A 20,056-nucleotide genomic window follows, 5' to 3' on the forward strand; every position below is an offset into this window, starting at 1 on the left:
AAGCCGCTGGCGGTGGGCAGCGTTCCCCCAAGGTTGGGGATTGGGGGCCGGTAATTTCAACCCGGTTTTCGATGCAGAGCCGAGTTCTGAATGCAGTCAGGATCAGGCAGTAGGCGCGGCCGGTTATTCTTGCGATCTGGAGCCTTGTGGTTTGCGTGACTTTTTCTCCGGCCGCTTGCCGGGCTTGAGCTGCCAGCGGTCGGCGTTGGCGAGCAGGCGTGCCTGGATTGCGGGTGGGTAGTCGCTCAGGGTTGTCACGGGTGGGACTGGCTTGCCGGGCAGGCCGGCCTCGCGGATGACCTTCGGCCAGCGCGGTCGCCAGCACAGCAGCAGGCTGAGCCAGTGGCCGGTGCCGATGATGACGAAGGCGGGCCAGACAAACAGCAGCGCAATTTTGAACAGCCAGCTGCTTTTGCGGAAGAAACGCCCAAGGCCTTCGAACTGGGCGCTGAATGCCTGGATGGGTGAGGGTAGCTGGGTGCTCAGGCGGGGGCGAGGGACGGCGTGTGGGCCTTCTTCCATGTAACGGCGGATGAATTCCCACTCATCACGCAGTTCGCTGCCGCCTTGGCCTTGTTTGCCCAGCAGGGCCATCTCCATGTGAGGCAGGCCGGTGCGGCTGGGGTGCCAGACCAGGCCTAGTCGCATGCCCATGCTGAGTGAGTCATCTTCTGGATATAAGCCAGTGCTCCCGGTTGTTTTCCAAGGGAAGGTGACGATTCCACCGCAATAGTGCGGTCTATGCAGATGAACTTGCTGGGTGTTCCGGTTGAAGCGGACAAGTAGGTGGCGACTGGTTAGTATTTCCAGTCTTGTCAACTGAAATCCATATTTTGCATATAAATAGTAGGTCATGCCACCGATGGATAGCATGTATATGCTAAACAGGATCGAGGTGGGGGAAAGAAATTCAGGCTGAGTAAGAGTGCTGTAAACTGAGCCAAGCGTTATATATAGCCATGCATAAGTCATCGGGCCCAAGCCGCCCAAGGTCATTAATGTAATAATTCCACGCCTTTCTTCCGAGCCGCCGCACCTCATTTCCATATAGGTATCATTGAAGGTGAATATGGGGCCGCGTGTGCGTGGGGTGCTGCTGACTGAGTTGAAGTGGATATCCTCGTTTAGTTCGCTTTCATATAAATCATCAGCTGTCGGCTTGTCCGCTGGCTTGGTATTCGCATTTTCTTGAGTCGATAGTTTCCAAAACCCCCATTCTATTAGATACATTTATAGCACCTCACTGAAGGCCGAGTGGAGATTTGCCAGTTCTTCTTCTTCGGTGAATGTGCTTGATTTTTTGTCAATGCGATAAGTGCTACGTTTGCACCATTTCTCCAAGGCATCATCTTCGAAAATAATAATGGTTACCGTTAGTGCTAGTCCTAGCCAGAAAGCGCCGAGGACCAGTCGTGCTAACATAAGGCGAGCAGTTGCTGTACCTAATGTACTGGAGAGCACGCTCAGTGACTGACTTAGCGCCCTTAAAAGTCGGTGTCTACCGTTTTGTGCCAAATGCTCGAAAAGCGGGCGGGCTATTGCGATGGCAGTACCTAACTCGGCTAAAGACAAGGCTGACGTCGCCATTGCGCGGGTGAAATATGCGCCGCTCAATAAACGAGACTTTGTCAGTGCGCTATCTTGAGAGTAATTTTGCACGCCATCCATAAAATCCCACCATGCCAGTATGAAACCACCTGTCCCAGCTAAACTGGCGCCCCAAATTTTCAAGCGGCCTAAAGCGGCCGCTGCTCCTCGTCCGGTCACACTGTTCGCGCCGTACCGCGCGACCACCTGATCCACATAACTGGCTCCAACTTCGAAGCCCGCCGCAGCGGTAGTCATCGCGGCCGCCAGGAGTTCGGTCTTCACCCGCGCATCACTGTCAGGCAGTTCGCGCGCTTTGAAGGCCATCAGCATCCCCTCCAGCAGGCACACCAGCCCGGAAACACGCACTTTGTAGAAGTCACTGTTACGGGCCTGCATCAACCCTTCAGCCCAGGCCTGGTCGAGGTACCTTGATACCTGGCCTGCGCTGCGTTGTGGGTTGAAGGGCTGCCCGCTACGTGCAGCTTCACTCAGGCGAATATCGACAGCCGTTTCATGCACAGAAGCGAACAAGGTCAGCCGCAAACCCTGGTGCAGTGCGCGGTCCATGCTGTTGGGTGTCGCGGTGCGCAGCACTTGCCGCCCCAGCGCGACGTACCAGGCATACAGGCCGATGCTGGCCGTGCTGCTCTGTGCCTGCATCTGTTCGTACAGGGTGTTGATGCGCCCAAAGGCATTGGCAGCGGCATGGGCTTGCCTGGCAAGCGCTTCCGGCAGGGCGAAGGATGACGCTGACGACGGTTCGGCCTTGGCGGCTTCCAGCAGCGCCGCCAGTTCTTCCCGCAGGTCCTCCTGATTGTAGGTGATGCCGCGTATTGCCAGGTTGCCCCGGCCTGCCACGTCGCTGCGCCACCAGTGGTCCAGCACCTTCGTACCCCCTTCACTCAACTCCATGCCGATCACGCACTGGCCGGTCTGTTCGGCAAAGGCCAGGCCGTTGATGAGGTCGGCGTTGTCGTAGCGGTCCAGTGCCTGCAACAAGCGTTCGCTGACCACCCAGCGGGCATGGTCCTTGGCGCGGTCTTCGGCGGCTTGCTGGGCGTGTTGCATGGCCTGCTCGAAACCGTCGAGCTGATCGTGCATGGCCTGGCGGTCGACCAGGTGGCCGTATTTCTGGTCGAACCGCTTGCGGAACTCGCCGGCATCCTGACGGGCCTGGACTTTGCTGCGGACCTCGCGCTCGAACTGCGCCAAGTGGGGCTTCATGCGTTCATCATGGGCATCGGCCTGTTGCCTGGCCCGTTCGGAGAACAAGTAGATCTCGGGATGCAGGTGGGGCTGGTTGCGGACTTTTTCGGCCATGACTTCGCGCTTGACGATCTGCTCGGCCACCATCTGCGGGTAGAGTTTTTCGATTTCCAGGAACGACTGCGCGACCAGCAGCTTGCGTTCGTTGTCGACCCCGGGTTCCACGGTGCGCTCCAGCCACTGGGTCTTCACATCCTCGACAGCGGCGTTGCGCCAGGCGTTGAGCTCCTGGGTGATCCCGATGGCGTCTTCGATGACGATGGCGGCGCCACGGGGTTTGCTGTGGTTCACCAGCGGTGCCAGCGCTTGGCGTGATGCGTGCGGCGAGACGATCTGGTCGTTGTTGAACGGCTGCAGGTCCAGCAGTGCCTGCAGGTCTGCATCGTCCTGGGCCTTGAAGTCGGCTACCCAGTTCAGTTGGTCATGCTTGAGGACGTGGGGCTGTGGCGGGGCGTCGGAAGGCTGGATGAAGCGGGCGATATCGATCGAGGGCAGGCTGCTGCGGTATTCCTCGTCGAGCAGGAGGTAGTTGTCGAGCATGCGCGGGGTCAGCGGGGAAGGGCTGAACAACGGGCGCAGCTCCTGGATGTCATCCAGGTCGTAGAGGGTGATGGTCCAGCCGAAACCGCGAATGATCTCATCCAGATTGCCGGCGCTGGGGGCAGTCTCCCAGGGGGCGTCGCTGCTGATGTACAGCAGCGAACCATTGGGCGCCACGCGGTATTGGCTGTGCCATTCGTAGGCCGGCGCGCTATGGCGCTTGATCAGCAGGTAGAGAAAGCCCTCGCGCAAAGGGCGGATGGCGTAGCTGGAATGGGTCAGCTCGCCGACCTCATGGAACGGGCTGAGATAGCCCGGCAATTTGGGTAGGCGGGCACGTTGTGCCGGGTTGCCGCCGACGGCGGCGTAGCGCAGGGGCAGCAGTTCGAAGCGGCGGGTGCAGTCGGCGACGGGGCTGTTGCGCAGGGCCGGGCGGTAGCCGGAGGTGATGCGCCTACACAGTTCGAGGGTTTCGTTGAGTGAGTCCATGGTTGTGTTGTGCCTCAGTCCTTGGTGCGCAGGCAGCGCTGCACGTTGTCCATCAGGGATGTCTGCTGCTCGCGCGTGGCGGCAATCGCCTCCTGCCAGGCTGGTGAGCTACTGAGCTGTTCGCCACCGCGAGCCAGCATCAGCACATAGCTGATAAGGTCTTCTTCACGTCCCAGGCCTTGCGCGCGCGCCTGATCCAGATAGTGCTGAATCAACCCAACCCGTGTGCCGTGGCAGGCAGCGTGCAAGGTCGGGCAGGACTGCTCGTTCTTGAGCAACTCGGCAAGTTGATAGCTCAGCGGGTCACCCGCCAGTTCGGCCCAACACGCTTCGTTCAACGTGATTGGCGGACAGTGCATTGAGTGAGGCTGATCACCCCCGGATATCTGCATCCACAACCGCTTGCTCGGGTGTGCCACGGGTGCCCACCAGTGATGGATGGGGGCCAACCATTCGCTTACCCCAGGCAGCTCACGGTGCCTATCCAGCACTAGCAGAGCCGCGGCGGTGTGGAAGCGCAACAGGTACGAGTGGCCGTCCGTGCCCGTGACGATGTTGGCGTGGCTCAAGTGTCCGGCGAGCCGGGCAGCGGGAAGCGCGCTGACTATCCAGCCGCACACGGCGCCAGCAGCACCTTGTTCAAGTTGCCATTGGAAGTCGTACTGGGCCGAGACATCGGAACCGAGGCGCGAACCGAACAACCAAGGGCCTGCTGTCCGCAGGTTGCTGAACTGGGCTTGCTGCAGCAGTGGCCAGCAGCGGCCCGTGTAGTGCCCGGTCAGTTGTTCCTGCACCTCGGGTGTCAAGTTGGCCATTTCCACGATGGCGCTGAGGCGATAGTGATCGGATGCCCGCAGCACATCGACCATTGCTCTGACAAATGGGCTGGGCATCAGCTTGCTCCTTCCATGCGAATGATGGTGTGGCCGTCGGCGATCGCTTTGAGCAGGCAGCTGAGGCAAATGGGCTCGCCCGGCGCTGGTACGCCAGACGTTGAAGTGACGCGATTGCTACCCGTAGCCTGCTGGCTGACAGGCCCTTTGAAGGCCAGCGCCAGGCCGTCCAGCGTGATACCGGCGCCGTCGACCCTCAGAAGCCCCGCGGGGCTGCGGATCGTCAGGCTTTCGCTGACCTGGATGTCATAAACCTTGGTGGTGTGCCGGATGGCTTCGCCCGTTTGCAACGTGCTGTGACCGGCAACCACCTGTTCGCGGTGGCCGCCGATTTCTACCGTGTGGTTTGCCTTGGTGATGTCCTGCCTGTGGTTCCCTACCTGTTCGATTCGGTCCTTGCCTGTGGTGATCCTGTGGTTGCGGCCGATGCTCAGGCTGTCGTCGTTGCCGATTTCGTGTACCCGGTTCTGGCCGATGCCAACAGACTCGTCACGGGCAATGTCTTCGCGACGGTCCTGACCGATCGAAATCGTCTCGTCTCGTTCGACGCGTTCGGTACGATCGTTACCCACGCGTGTGGTTTCGTCGTGCTTGACGATGTTGTTCTGGTCCCGCTCGGCATGAATGAACACCTCCTGCCGATCCAGTTCATCCTCGAAGCGCAGCTCGTTGAAGCCTTCGCCTTTATGGGTCTGGCTCTTGATGGTCATGCGCGTCTTGTGCTCGGGCAGGTCATAGGGCGGCAACTGGTTACCGCAATAGGTGCGCCCGGTGATCATCGGCTGGTCCGGGTCGGCGTTGACGTACTGGATGATCACATCCTGGCCGATGCGTGGGATGGCCATCGAACCCCAACTGCCTCCCGCCCAACCTTGCGACACGCGCACCCAGCAGGAGCTGAATTCGTTGTTTTCGCTTTCCCGGTCCCAAGGAAAGCTCACTTTCACACGGCCCCATCGGTCGCAATAGATTTCCTCGCCCTTGGGCCCGACCACCGTCGCCATGTGCGGGCCGTCGATGCGTGGCTTGGGCAGGGGTGCCGGGCGCCATTCGGTCCTGCCGGGAACCAGCAATGCTTCCTGTTTGTAACGGGTGCCTTGCTGCGAGCCGGCGGCCTCTTCCTGCAGGCTGGTGAACTGGGTGCCTTCGTGATGCACGCTGACCGTGCGCCAGTGCACGTTGAGGTCTTCACGCGGGTGCTCGATGAGGGTGAAGCTCAGCCCCGGTTGCAGGCGCACATCGTCGCCTTCCACTTCGGCAATGCGTGCATCATGGCGCAGGGCTGTGAGGCGGGTGGCAGTGAACGGAACCCCGACCGCATCACGCTTGTATCGGCCGGGGTAGTCGAAGCGCTCATAGTTCAGCGATTGATGGGTGTTGCTATTGTCGTACGCTTGGTGTTCCTGACGGTATTGCGGATGAGTGAAGGTGTAGTCCCGTTGCACCTGCCGCGCTGTTCGAACCTGTTCGCTGTAACGCAAGCGCCGCAGGCAAGGCCTGGCCTGATCGCCGCCTCCAACGGATCGGTACAGCACCTGATCGGGGCCCACGTCGTCATTGTGAAACCCTTCATCCTCATCATCGGTCTTGATGGCCCCCCGGCTGATCCGGCCCAGCGCCAGCAGCCGGTCAGTGATGATTAGCAAGTGCTGTTTCGGCGTGTGTTCGAAGCGGTAGACAATGCCTTCCTCGGCGGCCAGGCGGGCCATGAAGTCGAGGTCTGTTTCACCGGCCTGCACGCAAAATTCGCGCACCTGATGCGGGTCGAGACACTTGAGCTCGTAGGCATTCACGCCCTGGCGCTTGAGCATGATCTCGAGAATCTGCGGCACGGTTTTCTGCTGGAAGATGCGCCAGTTCGAGCGCAGCCCGGCGCGGGCCAGCACGGGCTCGACCAGTGCCCGGTAACGGGTGCGATGGAAGCCTGTTTCTCCCTGGCTGAAGGTGCTGACCAGGCCGTGCACGTAGCGCAACGGGCGCTCATCCTGCCAGAGGGTGAACAGCACCGGTTTGTCGAGGAGCTGGCCGAAGTCGACATCGTCTTCGAAGCTGATCAGCTCCAGCTGCAGCCGGAACGGTGAGCTGATGGCTTCGTCCAGTTCGAAGGACACCACCTCAAACTCGCTTCGGCCAACCAGCGGCTGGAAAGTGAAGCGCAAATCGGATTGGCTGGGCATGTGGCGTCCCCCGTTACTGCTGCAGAATGGCGTTGAGCGATTCGACGACTTCGGCGGTTAGCAGGTCGAGGCGGTAGCTGTAGTAGCTGTAGGCGCAGACCATGGCGATGACCGAGATGACCAGTGGGGTCCACCAGGGCCACTGCCAGCGGCGCATACGGTGGGGGCAATGGACGACGTTGCTATAGGGGTCGCTCACTGTATCCGGCGTGGGGCCACGCAGTTGGCGAATGACCTTGTGCATCCGGCTGATCAGCGCGCTGAGGATTTCATCGCCCTTGGGGTCAAGGGCGTATTTGCCTTGCAGGCCCAGGCAAAAGCAGAAGTACAGGAACTCCAGCACATCCTGGAATTCCTTTGGCGATTGCATGATGCGCTCGAGCAGCACGAAGATCTTTTCGCCGCCCTGGGTTTCGTCGTGGAAGATGCTCAGCAGCGGTTCGTGGCTCCAGCATGAGTTCTGGCCCCAGGGGCGGGTCATCACGGCCTCGTCCAGGTGCAGGCACAAGGCGTAGGAATAGACTTCCTGATGGACCGCGCAATAGCCGTGCTGTCGCATTTCCTCGCGGATAGTACCGATCTGCGTTTGCACGGTCTTGTGCACGAACTGGATGTTGGGCAGGTCATCCAGCGTGCGCAGGCGAATGACCAGGCCGAACAGCTGGCTTGCCGCGTCGAGCATGAGGTTGTCGTAGCCGCCGCGTAGCTGAAAGTCTGGATCGGCCGGGTAGCCGGGTAGATCGGTTGCGTATTCAGGACCCGCGCCGTCAGGAGGCGGTGGGGTTTCGTTTATGTCTTCGAGCAGGATTGGCTTTTGGGGGGTGGGCACTGGTTTGCCAGTGCGGTCGGACTCTTTGGGCATCCTTGAACCTCGTCTCTTGGCAGCTCAAACACTCGCGATGGCCCCCGCGTCCATGCGGTCGGGCATTAGCAGTTGCGAAAGCCTGAAGAGTAACTAGGAATCAATTTTTGTGGGAGATTGAAAATTCCTAAAGCATTGTAGGAAGTTTCTTTGGAAGTTGTTGTCTAATTATTTCTGTCAAGAAATGAATGATGTTTTATATAGGGCTGATTTTTCTCATGACTGTTCTGAACACGTCTTCAAGTGCTGCGGCGCAGCATCAGATAGGACTGGGCTATGTTCAGCCGCCTGCAGCGCGATGCGTCCATAGAAGAGCAATGCAGTTGCCCAAGTTGTAAGCCAGACAAAGATTCCGGCCCAGAACGTATGAGACATATAGTGCCAGCCCTGTAATACTCGGGTAGTGCCATACACGAATCCGATCAGCAGGATGGCAACCAGCAACTTGCGAGCATGCGCCCACCGGTGGCGCAGGGCCACGAAATACAGCGCCAACAGCGTAAACCCGCTGGACGCATGGCCACCCGGCCAGCAACGGCCATCGCCGGGCTTGCTCCATAAAGAGAAGTTTTCGAACCATTCGACCCGGGCTTGCGAACCGCCATACAGCGTGGTTTCCACAGGGCAATACACGCTGGTATGGCTTTTCAGGTAGTGAATCACGGTGGTGCTCAGTGCGAACGCTACCACCACGAACAACAGGTCGCGCCGATATTGGGTGGTAAAGCGTAGCACCGGTGCAATACGGACCTTTTCCAGTACCCGGGCAAGGCCCAGTTGTGGGTGGCTAGCCAGGCGCGGCCAGATGAACGAGAGCAAGCTGCCTATGACGGCCAGTTCACCTGTCCAGTCCGGCAGGATGCGTGGCCATTTGTGGGTGACTTTCTCGAATAACGGGTTGTGCAGCAGCGGGAACTGGCCAGTGGCCGGGTCAAGCAGCAGGCTGCTGATCCAGCGATCTAAGTCTGTGAGGTCGAAGGCCATGAACACAATGGCGGCCAGCAATAGTGGCAGCAGCAGGTTGTTGCGGTAGAAGGTGGCGCGGGAGGGCATGTTCAGAGTTCCTTGGCATCAATGAGTGTGTGCCATTCACTGGCCGCCATTTGGCCCAGCACCTTCGTCTTGCCATCGTTGCCACGCGTGATGAACAGGGCGCTGGCATAGCTGTTCGATGTTGCGCTAGAAGGCGCTTTGAGCGCCTGCTCCAGTTGATCCATGCAGCCGCTGTGGCTGACCAGCACGAGGTTGTGGCCACTTCGCTTGAGGGCAAAGGCCTTTTCGGCAAAGTGGCTGTCACATTGATTAAGCCAGTCTCGTGTGGCGATGGTTTTACCGAACATGGCTTGTGCGGTCTGCCGGGTTCGCACCTCTGGGCTGGTCCAGACATCAGCTTCGCCCAAGCCAAGGTGTTGCAACCCGAGGCCTACATCGGTGGCCGCCTGCCTGCCCGCGACGGTGATCCCGCTGGGGTCGTTCAGGCACGCATCACTGGAGCGGTCGCAGCGTTCGGCATGGCGCAGTACGACAATCACCGAGCCTTTTGCCCAATCGGTATACAGCCCACTGTGCTGCAGGTGATGCGGATTGCCCAGGTTGGGGGTGGCCGCGCGCTGCTGGGCCCAGGCTGCCGCTACGCCGAGCAAGAGCAGCAGGCACAACACCACCCATTGCGCTGCTCCCCAAGGCCATCGGTGTATCGGCCCAAGCCGTGAAGCGGGGGAGTCGTCGATCAGGTCGTGCAGCATGTTTGCCACTCCAGTCAGTTTGCTCCATGCGAGAGCGTCGGCACTGTAGGCAGTGGAATGTCGGCAGAGGGTGAGGCGGGTGTGAAAAAAGCCTTTCGCTGATGGGTGTGCGGTGGAGGTCAAACCGGGTGAGAGGGTAAGAATGAAACCGGTTTCAAAACATTTCTGAACGCGCTAGATTATTCGGCTGTCTTCTTGATGGCCTATCAAGATCAACTCTTTATTGAAAATCAGATGGCGCTTATCAAGGCCACCCCAAAGCCGATGAGGATTCGCAATGCCTGAGCATGCCCCAGACAACCCGCGCAGGGATTTTCTGCGCAAGACCTTGACTCTGATCCCTGTCGTTACAGTGGCCAGTACAGGGCTTGGCGTGGGCGCCAGCCAACTGCTTGCGGCCCCGCAACCGCATCAGCAACCGAAAGTGCCGGCTACGCCGCCTGCGGGCAATTATCAACCGACATTCTTCAGCGCCGAAGAATGGGCTTTTCTACAAGCTGCCGTTTCCCGCATCATCCCGGCCGATGAGCTTGGCCCAGGGGCACTCGAAGCGGGCGCCGCCGAATTTATCGACAGGCAAATGAACACCCCCTACGCGACGGGCGCACAGTGGTACATGCAAGGGCCGTTCAACGCCGACGCCCCGCCCGAGCTGGGCTACCAGTTGCAGCTCAGCCCGCAACAAATCTACCGCCTGGGCATCGCTGCCGTGGACGGCTGGTGCAAAGCCAATGGCGGACAGGTTTTTGCTGCGCAAGATAGCGCTACCCAGGACCGCATTCTCAGTACGTTGGAGGCAGGAGAGGTGGTTTTCGAAACCGTTCCGGCCAAGGTGTTCTTCAGCCTGCTGGTGCAAAACACGCGCGAAGGGTTCTTCTGCGACCCGATTCATGGCGGCAATAAAGGCATGGTCGGCTGGACCCAGATCGGCTTCCCCGGCGCCCGCGCCGACTTCATGGACTGGGTCGAGCGCAACGAGCCTTACCCGTTCCCGGCTGTATCGATTCGTGGTGAGAGGGCCTGAGGCATGGCGACTGTGTTGAACAAAGTGGATGCGGTGATCGTCGGCTTCGGCTGGGCCGGTGCGATCATGGCCAAAGAGCTGACCGAGGCCGGGCTGCACGTGGTAGCCCTGGAGCGGGGGCCAATGCAGGATACCTACCCCGAAGGCAGCTACCCGCAGGTGATCGATGAGCTGACCTACAGCGTGCGCAAGAAGCTGTTCGTCGATGTGTCGAAAGAAACCGTCACTGTCCGCCATAGCGTGAATGATGTGGCATTGCCCAATCGCCAGCTGGGCGCATTCCTGCCGGGCAAGGGCGTGGGGGGCGCGGGCCTGCACTGGTCGGGTGTGCACTTCCGGGTCGACCCCGTCGAGTTGCGCCTGCGCAGCCACTATGAAGAGCGCTACGGGCGCACGTTCATTCCCGAAGGCATGACTATTCAGGACTTCGGCGTCAGTTATGAAGAACTGGAGCCCTATTTTGACTTTGCCGAAAAGGTCTTTGGCACTTCAGGCCAGGCCTGGACCGTCAGAGGCCAGGTGGTCGGTGAAGGGAAGGGCGGCAACCCCTATGCGCCGGACCGCTCCAACCCGTTCCCGCTGCCCGCGCAGAAGAACGTTGTATCGGCAAGGCTGTTCGAAAAGGCTGCCACCAGCCTGGGCTACAAACCCTACAACCTGCCGTCGGCCAACACCTCCGGGCCATACACCAACCCCTACGGGGCGCAGATGGGGCCGTGCAACTTCTGCGGTTTCTGCAGCGGTTACGTGTGCTACATGTACTCCAAGGCCTCGCCCAACGTGAACATCCTGCCGGCGCTGCGCCAGGTGCCCAACTTCGAGTTGCGGCCCAATGCCCATGTGCTGCGGGTGAACCTGGACGACCGCAAGCGCAAGGCTACCGGCGTGACCTACATTGATGCCCAGGGGCGCGAGGTGGAGCAACCGGCAGAGCTGGTGATTCTGGCGGCTTTCCAGTTCAACAACGTGCGTCTGATGCTGCTTTCCGGCATTGGCAAGCCTTACGACCCGGTGAAGAACGAAGGTGTGGTCGGGCGTAACTTCGCCTATCAGAACATGGGTACGGTAAAGGCGTTCTTCGACAAGGACACCTACACCAACAACTTCATCGGCGCGGGTGGCAATGGCATTGCCATCGACGATTTCAACGCCGACAACTTCGACCATGGCCCGCACGGCTTCGTCGGCGGTTCGCCAATGTGGGTGAACCAGGCCGGCAGCCGGCCGATTGCCGGCACCTCGAACCCGCCGGGCACGCCGGCCTGGGGCAGTGCCTGGAAGAAGGCCACGGCCGACTACTACACCCACCAGGTGTCGATGGATGCCCACGGCGCACATCAGTCCTACCGTGGCAATTACCTGGACCTGGACCCCACCTACCGCGATGCCTACGGCCAGCCGCTGCTGCGCATGACGTTCGACTGGCAGGAAAACGACATCAAGATGAACCAGTTCATGGTCGACAAGCTGAGCAAGATCGCCCAAGCGATGAACCCCAAGGCCATTGCCGTGCTGGGCAAGCAGGTCAAGGACCACTTCAACACCACCAGTTACCAGACCACCCACCTGAACGGCGGGGCAATCATGGGCACCGACCCCAAAACCAGTGCACTGAATCGCTACCTGCAAAGCTGGGACGTACACAACGTGTTCGTTCCGGGGGCTTCGGCGTTCCCGCAGGGGCTGGGTTACAACCCGACCGGGCTGGTGGCCGCGCTCACCTACTGGTCGGCCCGTGCCATCCGTGAGCAGTATCTGAAAAACCCCGGTCCGTTGGTCCAGGCTTGAGGAGCGATGAGCATGAAGACACTGTTGATCGCAACTCTGGTGCTGGGTGCCGGCGCGGCTTTGCAGGCCGCAGCGAATGACGATGCGCAGGTGCGCCTGGGCGAGTACCTGGCCCGCGCCGGTGACTGCGTGGCCTGCCATACCGCCAAAGGCGGCAAGCCCTTTGCCGGCGGGTTGCCGATGGAAACGCCGATTGGCACGGTGTACTCCACCAACATCACCCCGGCGGCCAGTGGCATCGGCCAGTACAGCTTCGAAGACTTCGACCAGGCCGTGCGCAGGGGTATCGCCAAGGACGGCAGTACGCTCTATCCGGCCATGCCATACCCGTCGTATGCGCGGGTCAGCGAGCAGGACATGCAGGCGCTGTACGCCTATTTCATGAAGGGCGTGGACCCAGTCGAGCAGGCGAACAAGGCCTCTGACATTCCCTGGCCGCTGAGCATGCGCTGGCCGCTGGCAATCTGGCGCGGCCTGTTCGCCCCAGAGGCCAAGCCCTGGCAGGCATTAGCTACAGCCGACCCTGTGGTGAACCGCGGGGCGTACCTGGTCGAGGGCCTTGGGCATTGTGGCGCTTGTCATACGCCGCGGGCACTGACCATGCAGGAAAAGGCCCTGAGCGCGGCCGATGGCGAGCAGTTTCTGGCCGGCAGCGCGCCGCTGGAAGGCTGGGTTGCCAAGAACCTGCGTGGCGATCACAAAGACGGCCTGGGCAGCTGGAGCGAAGCGCAGTTGGTGCAGTTTCTCAAGACTGGGCGCAGTGATCGCAGCGCCGTGTTCGGCGGCATGAGCGATGTGGTCGAGCACAGCATGCAGCACATGAGTGATGCCGACTTGACCGCTATCGCCCGCTATCTGAAAACCCTGCCGCCGAGCAATCCGGACGACCAGCCGCATGTGTACGACAAGCAGATAGCCGATGCGTTATGGAAGGGTGACGACAGCAAGCCTGGGGCGGCGGTGTACATCGACAACTGCGCGGCCTGCCACCGCACCGACGGGCAGGGCTACACCCGCGTGTTCCCGGCCTTGGCCGGCAACCCGGTGGTGCAGACTACGGATGCCACGTCGCTGATCCATGTGGTGCTTGCCGGTGGCACGGTACCGGCAACGCACACTGCGCCGTCGAACTTCACCATGCCGGCTTTCGGCTGGCGCCTGAGCGACCAGGAGGTTGCCGAGGTGGTGAATTTCATTCGCAGCAGTTGGGGTAACCAAGGCAGCGCCGTCACGGCCGGTGACGTGAAGTCGCTTCGCTGACGTGTTTTTCTGCGCCCTCGCCCGTAGGAGCGGTTTTAACCGCGAACACGGGCGAGGCCCGTGCTATCCCCTAACGTAATCAGATTCCAGGGTAAGCCCTGTTCCACAGATATTAATCTATAACAATCAATGAGGTATGCAATATTATTAATGCGATTTAACATTTACGGTCTTCGTGCCCGACCAACGGCATGTTGACGAACCCGTGCATTTTTGCTGTATTGAAACCGGTTTCATCACTATTAAAACAATCATAAGGAAAACCCATGACCGACGCGCCTGCCCATACCCGCGAACGGGTCACCATCAGCGAAGTGGCGCGTGTTGCTGGCGTTTCCAAAGCCACCGTCTCCCGTTACATCGGTGGCGACCGCCAATTGCTGGCCGAAGCCACGGCCAAGCGGCTGGAAGAGGTCATCGAACGCCTCGGTTATCGCCCCAACCAGATGGCTCGCGGCCTCAAGCGCGGCCAGACGCGACTGATCGGCATGCTGGTGGCCGATATTCTCAACCCCTATTCAGTGGCCGTGATGCACGGCGTGGAAACCGCCTGCCGTCAGCATGGTTACAGCCTGGTGGTGTGCAACACCAACCGCGACGACGAGCAGGAGCGTCACCACCTGGTGGCCCTGCAGAGCTACAACGTCGAAGGGTTGATCGTGAACACGCTCGGTCACCACCCCGGCGAACTGCTCAACCTGCGGCGTGACATCCCCATGGTGCTGGTCGACCGCCAATTGCCCGAGCTGAATGTGGACCTTGTCGGCCTGGACAATGCCGACGCAGTCGAGCAGGCTCTTGACCACCTGCAAACCCAGGGCTATCGCGACATCCTGGCGGTCAGCGAACCCCTCGATGGCACCAGTTCACGCCTGGAGCGGGTGCAGGCGTTCGGCGCGTCGATCAGCCGCCGGCCAGGCATGCGTCAGCAGGTACTTGAAATCAGCGCAGGGCTGCAGGGCCAATTGGCTTCGTTTCTTGCCCACAATGGCCATGGTCCGCAAGCCATCTTCACCTTCAACGGCGTTGCCACCTTGGCGGTGACCCGGGCCCTGCTCGAGGCCGGGCGCAACCTGGTTGCCGATGTCGGGCTGATTGCCCTCGACGACCTCGACTGGTACCCCTTGGTCGGCAAAGGCATCACCGCACTGGCCCAGCCCACCGAGCGCATCGGTGTGGCGGCATTCGAAAGCCTGCTCGGTCGCCTGCGCGGCGACAGCGGCGCAGCACGGCGTATCGACTTCAAGGCCAACCTGATCATCCGCGGTTCAACCCAACCCCAGTAAGAAACAGCAGGTTTGCGCCTGCTGCTGTTGATTAAAAAATGAAACCGGTTTCATAAGGACAAAAACAATGCACGCGAACCCCGTTTCCATCAGTCTCTCCAGCTACGGCGCCGACTTTGTGCGCCAACGTGGCCAGGAGCAGTTTCTGGACCTGCTGGCCGCCGCTGGCGTCAGCCGCGTCGAACTGCGCGAAGAATTGTTCGCCAGTGCACCGGACGCCGCTGCGCTGGGTAGGGTCATTGCCGCGCTGCGCCTGGAATGCCTGTACTCCACCCCCCTTGAACTGTGGACCGCGCAAGGCGTGCCCGACTCGCTACTGGTGCAGAAGCTGGAAATTGCCCGGGCGCTTGGCGCGGTGGCGCTGAAGGTTTCCCTGGGGCACTTCGATGAGCACTGCGATGTGATGGCCCTGGCGTCGCTGCTGCCTGCGCAGGGGCCTCTGTTGCTCGTGGAAAACGATCAGACCGCACAAGGTGGCAGGCTCGAACCGATGCTGCAGTTCTTCCAGCGCGTCGACCCGCTTGGGCTGCGCCTGGGCATGACGTTCGATATCGGTAACTGGCAGTGGCAGGGTGAGCCTGCGCGGCAAGCTGCAAGGCAGCTAGGCCGTTGGGTGCGCTATGTGCATTGCAAGGCTGTGCAGCGTCGGGCCGATGGCCGTCTGGTTGCCATACCGCCGCAAGCGGCGGACCTGCAGGAGTGGGCAGCGCTGATGGCCGAGTTTGCGCCGGGCGTGGTGCGCGCCGTCGAGTACCCCCTGGTGGGCGAAGACCTGCTGGCGCTGACCCGGGCCCAGGTGCGTCACCTTTCTGCACTGGGCGCGGTGCAGGAGTTGGACCATGCATGAACATGACGTGCTGTGTTTCGGCGAGACCATGGCCATGTTCGTTGCCGAGCAAGCCGGTGACCTGGCCGGTGTCGGGCAGTTCGGCAAACGCATCGCCGGCGCCGACAGCAACGTGGCGATCGGCCTGGCGCGGCTGGGTCTCAAGGTACGCTGGCTGAGCCGGGTTGGTGACGATTCGCTGGGCCGTTTCGTGCTCGAGAGCTTGCGCGGCGAAGGCCTGGACTGTGCCGGCGTTGAGGTGGATGCCAACTACCCGACGGGTTTTCAGCTCAAGGCCCGCAGCGATGATGGCAGCGACCCGGCAGTGGAGTACTTTCGCCGAGGTTCGGCGGCCAGCAGGCTGTCTCCTGCGATGTTGAGCCCCGTTTGGCTGCAGGCTCGCCACGTACACGCTACCGGTATTCCGCTGGCGTTGTCGGACAGCTGTCGGGCGCTGTCTCACGCGCTGCTGGACGGGATGCGCGCAGCCGGGCGGAGCATATCGTTCGATCCCAACCTGCGTCCCTCGCTGTGGCCCGATCAAAGCAGCATGGTGCGTGAAATCAATGCCTTGGCGGCGAAGGCCGACTGGGTTTTACCGGGGCTGGAGGAGGGGCGGTTGCTGACCGGTCAGCACACCCCGGCCGATATCGCCGCGTTCTACCTGGACCAAGGGGTGGAACTGGTGGTGATCAAGCTGGGCGACGCGGGCGCCTACTTCCGCAGCGCCAAGGGCGAAGGGCAGGTAGCCCCGGTGCCAGTCAGCCGCGTGGTGGACACCGTCGGTGCAGGTGATGCGTTTGCCGTCGGTGTGCTCAGCGCGCTACTGGAGGGCCGTCCGGTAGCCGAGGCGGTAGCGCGCGGCAACTGGTGCGGCAGCCGTGCCGTGCAGTCACGAGGTGACATGGAAGGGCTGCCGCTGCGTCATGAACTGGAGGCCTATGACCTGCGCAGAAGCGCATGAGTCGACCCCGAATCACCTGTTGCAACAAAAACAACAAGCTCAGGAGAAACAAACCATGCAAAGCCAAAGCCTGGCACCTCGCCGCTGGTGGTACATCATCCCGATTGTGTTCGTTACCTACAGCCTGGCGTACCTGGACCGCGCCAATTATGGCTTCGCCGCCGCCTCCGGCATGGCTGAAGACCTGCACATCACCCCGGTGATGTCATCGCTGTTGGGGGCGCTGTTCTTTCTCGGTTACTTCTTCTTCCAGGTGCCTGGCGCCATCTACGCCGAGAAGCGCAGCGTCAGAAAGCTGATCTTCGTCTGCCTGATCCTGTGGGGCGGCCTTGCCACACTCACGGGCATGGTCAGCAACGTCTACATGCTGATCGGTATCCGCTTCCTGCTCGGGGTGGTGGAGGCTGCGGTGATGCCGGCCATGCTGGTGTACCTGTGCCATTGGTTCACCCGTGCCGAGCGCTCGCGCGCCAATACCTTCCTGATGCTGGGCAACCCGGTGACCATTCTGTGGATGTCGGTGGTGTCGGGTTACCTGATCAAGCATTACGACTGGCGCTGGATGTTCATCATCGAAGGCCTGCCCGCTGTGATCTGGGCGTTCTTCTGGTGGCGCCTGGTGGATGACCGCCCGGCCCAGGTGAAGTGGCTGAGCGAGCAGGAGAAGGCCGCCCTGGCGCAGGCGCTGGCTGCCGAGCAGCAGGGTATCAAGCCTGTGAAGAACTACCGCGAAGCGTTCCGCTCGCCGCAGGTGATCATCCTGGCGCTGCAGTACTTCTGCTGGAGCATCGGCGTGTATGGCTTCGTGCTGTGGCTGCCATCGATTCTCAAGCAGGCGGCGAACGTCGATATCGTGCAGGCCGGCTGGCTGGCCTCGGTGCCCTACCTGGCGGCGGTGCTGGCGATGGTGGGCGTGTCCTGGGCGTCGGACCGCCTGCAAAAGCGCAAGCGCTTCGTCTGGCCGCCGCTGCTGATTGCCGCCGTTGCGTTCTATGGCTCTTACGCCTTGGGCAGCGAGCATTTCTGGCTGTCGTATGCGTTGCTGGTGGTCGCCGGCGCCTGCATGTACGCACCCTATGGCCCGTTCTTCGCGATCGTGCCCGAGATCCTGCCGGCCAACGTCGCAGGCGGCGCCATGGCGCTGATCAACAGCATGGGTGCGCTGGGCTCGTTCGGCGGTTCGTGGCTGGTCGGCTACCTCAACGGTGCTACGGGCGGGCCCGGTGCCTCTTATCTGTTCATGTGCGGTGCGCTACTGACTGCAGTGGCGCTAACCGCTGCGCTCAATACCTCCCAGACGTCAGGCCGGGCAAAGCGCGATAACTCGCGTCTGGCCATGAACCATTAGGAAACCTGCAATGAAGAAGCGAATCGTCCTGTATAAACGCCTGTCTGACGACTTGATGGCACGCCTGCAAGATCGCGTCGAGGTGACCTGGGTGGATACCTCCCGGCCCGATGGCCTGGCCCGCCTGCGTGATGCGTTGCCGGGGGCGCACGGGTTGCTGGGGGCCAGCCTGCGCCTGGATGCCAGCCTGCTCGACCTTGCCCCGCAACTGGAAGTGGTGTCGAGCGTTTCGGTAGGCGTGGACAACTACGACATTGCTGAACTCAGCAGGCGTGGTGTGATGCTCACCAACACGCCCGACGTGTTGACTGAAACCACCGCCGACACAGGCTTTGCCTTGATCCTGGCTACCGCCAGGCGGGTGGTGGAGCTGGCGAACTGGGTGCGTGACGGCCGCTGGCAGGCCAACCTGGGGCCGGCGCATTTTGGCAGTGATGTGCACGGCAAGACGCTAGGCATCGTCGGCATGGGCCGCATTGGCGAGGCCCTGGCCCGGCGCGCGGCCGCTGGTTTTGGCATGCGCGTGCTGTATCACAGCCAGCGTGCCAAGCCCGAGGTGGAAGCACGCTATGCCGCATGCCAGTGCAGCCTGGATGAGCTGTTGCAGCAGGCAGACTTCGTTTGCCTGACAGTGCCGTTGAGCGCCAGCACCGAAGGCCTGATAGGCGCACGGGAACTTGCGTTGATGAAGCCTGAGGCAATCCTGGTGAACATCTCACGCGGGCGTGTGGTGGATGAGCAGGCGCTGATCGAAGCGCTGCGGGCCAGGCGCATCCGCGGTGCGGGGCTGGACGTGTTCGTGCACGAGCCGCTGCCGGCCGACTCGCCGCTGTTGCAGCTCGATAACGTGGTAGCGACCCCGCATATCGGCTCGGCGACCGAGGAAACCCGCCAGGCCATGGCGCGTTGCGCGGTGGATAACCTGCTCAGCGCGCTGGCCGGTGAGCGGCCGGCAAACCTGGTCAACGGCTGACGCGCGCCCCTGCCACGGGGGCCGCGCAGCCTTTGAAATGATCAGCGGCAGTTACCTGCCTTGCGATAGCCTGCTGCCTGCGCTTCACCTTCGTTAGCGAAGGAAACCTGGTTCTTCGCTGCAACCTGGTTGTAGCCTGGGCAGCCGACTGACAGGTGATAGACGTGGCTGTTGCGGTTGCCAAGCACGGCGCCGACCGAACCGGCGCTGGCCAGGCTTGGTTTGGCCTCTGGCTTGGCCGCGTTTACCGGCACCGCCTCTACCACGCCGCTGCCAACCGGCTTGTAGCCGGCAGTCCACTTGCGTTCGCCGCTTACGAACGGGTTGGCATGGCCCATGATCGCGGCAATGCGCCGGTCGCGTTCTTTCTCCCAGACCGACACCGGGTGTTGCTTGTCCCAGGCCATCAGCAACTGTTGCTGTTGGCGCGACATGCTCAGCTTGTAGCGGTCGAACATGTAGAAGGTGGTGCGGGCCACCAGGCCTTTGACTTCGTCACGCGGTTCAGCGGTGCGCTGGACGAAATCGACCTTGGTGGTGCATTGGCCGTATTCGCCGGCATTGCCAGTGACCATGCCGTAGTTGAAGTTGCTGCGGTCACCGTTGACCTCACCCACGGCCGGGTAAAGGTTGAACAGGTCGGCCTCCATGGCGCGGAACACCGGGTCGTTGTCCACGCAGTGCTCACGGCCGCCGTTCTTCCAGCACTGGCGCTGGTTGCCGAAGGTGTGGGCGGGCACGATGTGTTCCCACTCGGTGCGTTCTGCACGGTTCTGCTGCTTGCGCGTCTGGTAACCACACGAGGCGGCATCGATGCGCCCGCCAGACTTGCCCACCCAGGTCCATTTGCACCCGCAGTACAGGTCGCCGAGGGCACTGCTGGCCTGGTCCAGGTAGACCTTCTGCTTGGCCACCACTTTGGCTTCGGTGAAGGTGGCCGGCGGGTTGGCCAAGGCGGGGAGGGTAAAGGAAAATAATAAGGTTATGGCGTAAAGCAGTGATTTCATGGGGAAAACATATTTCAG

At 61.3% G+C, this 20,056-nt stretch carries 16 protein-coding genes; 8 read left to right on the forward strand and 8 right to left on the reverse strand.

Features of this window, described 5'->3' with window-relative positions:
- Window positions 1–123 precede the first annotated feature (123 nt).
- The 7 genes from QCL51_RS12205 to QCL51_RS12235 form a co-directional block, all read right to left on the reverse strand.
- On the reverse strand, window positions 124–1,230 hold the full coding sequence (locus QCL51_RS12205; protein ID WP_028698266.1) for a DUF6708 domain-containing protein: 1,107 nt from the start codon (window positions 1,228–1,230) through the stop codon (window positions 124–126).
- On the reverse strand, window positions 1,231–3,885 hold the full coding sequence (locus QCL51_RS12210; RefSeq protein WP_028698265.1) for a T6SS effector BTH_I2691 family protein: 2,655 nt from the start codon (window positions 3,883–3,885) through the stop codon (window positions 1,231–1,233).
- A 14-nt stretch (window positions 3,886–3,899) separates the two neighbouring features.
- Window positions 3,900–4,778: a DUF4123 domain-containing protein gene (locus QCL51_RS12215; RefSeq protein ID WP_028698264.1), complete on the reverse strand. Its 879-nt coding sequence runs from the start codon at window positions 4,776–4,778 to the stop codon at window positions 3,900–3,902.
- The gene (gene tssI, locus QCL51_RS12220; protein ID WP_028698263.1) at window positions 4,778–6,955 is read right to left on the reverse strand and encodes a type VI secretion system tip protein TssI/VgrG; all 2,178 of its coding nucleotides are present in this window, start codon (window positions 6,953–6,955) and stop codon (window positions 4,778–4,780) included. The genes QCL51_RS12215 and tssI overlap by 1 nt, the downstream gene beginning before the upstream one ends.
- 13 nt (window positions 6,956–6,968) lie before the next feature.
- Complete coding sequence (icmH, locus tag QCL51_RS12225) at window positions 6,969–7,817, reverse strand: type IVB secretion system protein IcmH/DotU (protein WP_021783809.1); 849 nt, start codon at window positions 7,815–7,817, stop codon at window positions 6,969–6,971.
- A gap of 216 nt (window positions 7,818–8,033) precedes the next feature.
- The gene (locus QCL51_RS12230; protein ID WP_021783808.1) at window positions 8,034–8,870 is read right to left on the reverse strand and encodes a phosphatase PAP2 family protein; all 837 of its coding nucleotides are present in this window, start codon (window positions 8,868–8,870) and stop codon (window positions 8,034–8,036) included.
- 2 nt (window positions 8,871–8,872) lie between these two features.
- Window positions 8,873–9,562: a histidine phosphatase family protein gene (locus tag QCL51_RS12235; protein WP_021783807.1), complete on the reverse strand. Its 690-nt coding sequence runs from the start codon at window positions 9,560–9,562 to the stop codon at window positions 8,873–8,875.
- A 277-nt stretch (window positions 9,563–9,839) separates the two neighbouring features.
- On the opposite strand from QCL51_RS12235, the gene QCL51_RS12240 reads away from it, so the two are divergent.
- The 8 genes from QCL51_RS12240 (at window position 9,840) to QCL51_RS12275 (ending at window position 19,031) form a co-directional block, all read left to right on the forward strand.
- Window positions 9,840–10,586: a gluconate 2-dehydrogenase subunit 3 family protein gene (locus QCL51_RS12240; protein ID WP_103444449.1), complete on the forward strand. Its 747-nt coding sequence runs from the start codon at window positions 9,840–9,842 to the stop codon at window positions 10,584–10,586.
- Between the two features lie 3 nt (window positions 10,587–10,589).
- Entirely contained in the window at window positions 10,590–12,374 is a 1,785-nt protein-coding gene (locus tag QCL51_RS12245; protein ID WP_021783805.1) for a GMC family oxidoreductase, read from the forward strand.
- A 12-nt stretch (window positions 12,375–12,386) separates the two neighbouring features.
- Window positions 12,387–13,634, forward strand: coding sequence for a cytochrome c (locus tag QCL51_RS12250; protein WP_021783804.1), 1,248 nt, complete (start codon window positions 12,387–12,389; stop codon window positions 13,632–13,634).
- A 266-nt stretch (window positions 13,635–13,900) separates the two neighbouring features.
- Complete coding sequence (gene ptxS / locus QCL51_RS12255; RefSeq protein ID WP_021783803.1) at window positions 13,901–14,920, forward strand: transcriptional regulator PtxS; 1,020 nt, start codon at window positions 13,901–13,903, stop codon at window positions 14,918–14,920.
- 67 nt (window positions 14,921–14,987) lie between these two features.
- Complete coding sequence (locus QCL51_RS12260; protein WP_021783802.1) at window positions 14,988–15,767, forward strand: TIM barrel protein; 780 nt, start codon at window positions 14,988–14,990, stop codon at window positions 15,765–15,767.
- Window positions 15,760–16,710, forward strand: a complete 951-nt coding sequence (locus QCL51_RS12265) for a sugar kinase (protein WP_021783801.1) — start codon at window positions 15,760–15,762, stop codon at window positions 16,708–16,710. Before QCL51_RS12260 ends, QCL51_RS12265 begins: the two co-directional genes overlap by 8 nt.
- A gap of 55 nt (window positions 16,711–16,765) precedes the next feature.
- Window positions 16,766–18,058 carry an MFS transporter gene (locus tag QCL51_RS12270; RefSeq protein ID WP_021783800.1) on the forward strand — a complete coding sequence of 431 codons (1,293 nt, stop codon included), beginning with the start codon at window positions 16,766–16,768 and terminating at the stop codon, window positions 18,056–18,058.
- A gap of 10 nt (window positions 18,059–18,068) precedes the next feature.
- Window positions 18,069–19,031 (forward strand): D-glycerate dehydrogenase, encoded by a 963-nt coding sequence (locus QCL51_RS12275; protein WP_103444442.1) that lies wholly within the window; start codon window positions 18,069–18,071, stop codon window positions 19,029–19,031.
- 41 nt (window positions 19,032–19,072) lie between these two features.
- On the opposite strand, the gene QCL51_RS12280 is transcribed toward QCL51_RS12275, so the two are convergent.
- Complete coding sequence (locus QCL51_RS12280; protein WP_330509341.1) at window positions 19,073–20,038, reverse strand: endonuclease; 966 nt, start codon at window positions 20,036–20,038, stop codon at window positions 19,073–19,075.
- Between the last annotated feature and the right edge of the window lie 18 nt (window positions 20,039–20,056).

Origin of the sequence: Pseudomonas sp. LTR0, assembly GCF_036630035.1 — a bacterium.
GTDB lineage: Bacteria > Pseudomonadota > Gammaproteobacteria > Pseudomonadales > Pseudomonadaceae > Aquipseudomonas > Aquipseudomonas putida_Y.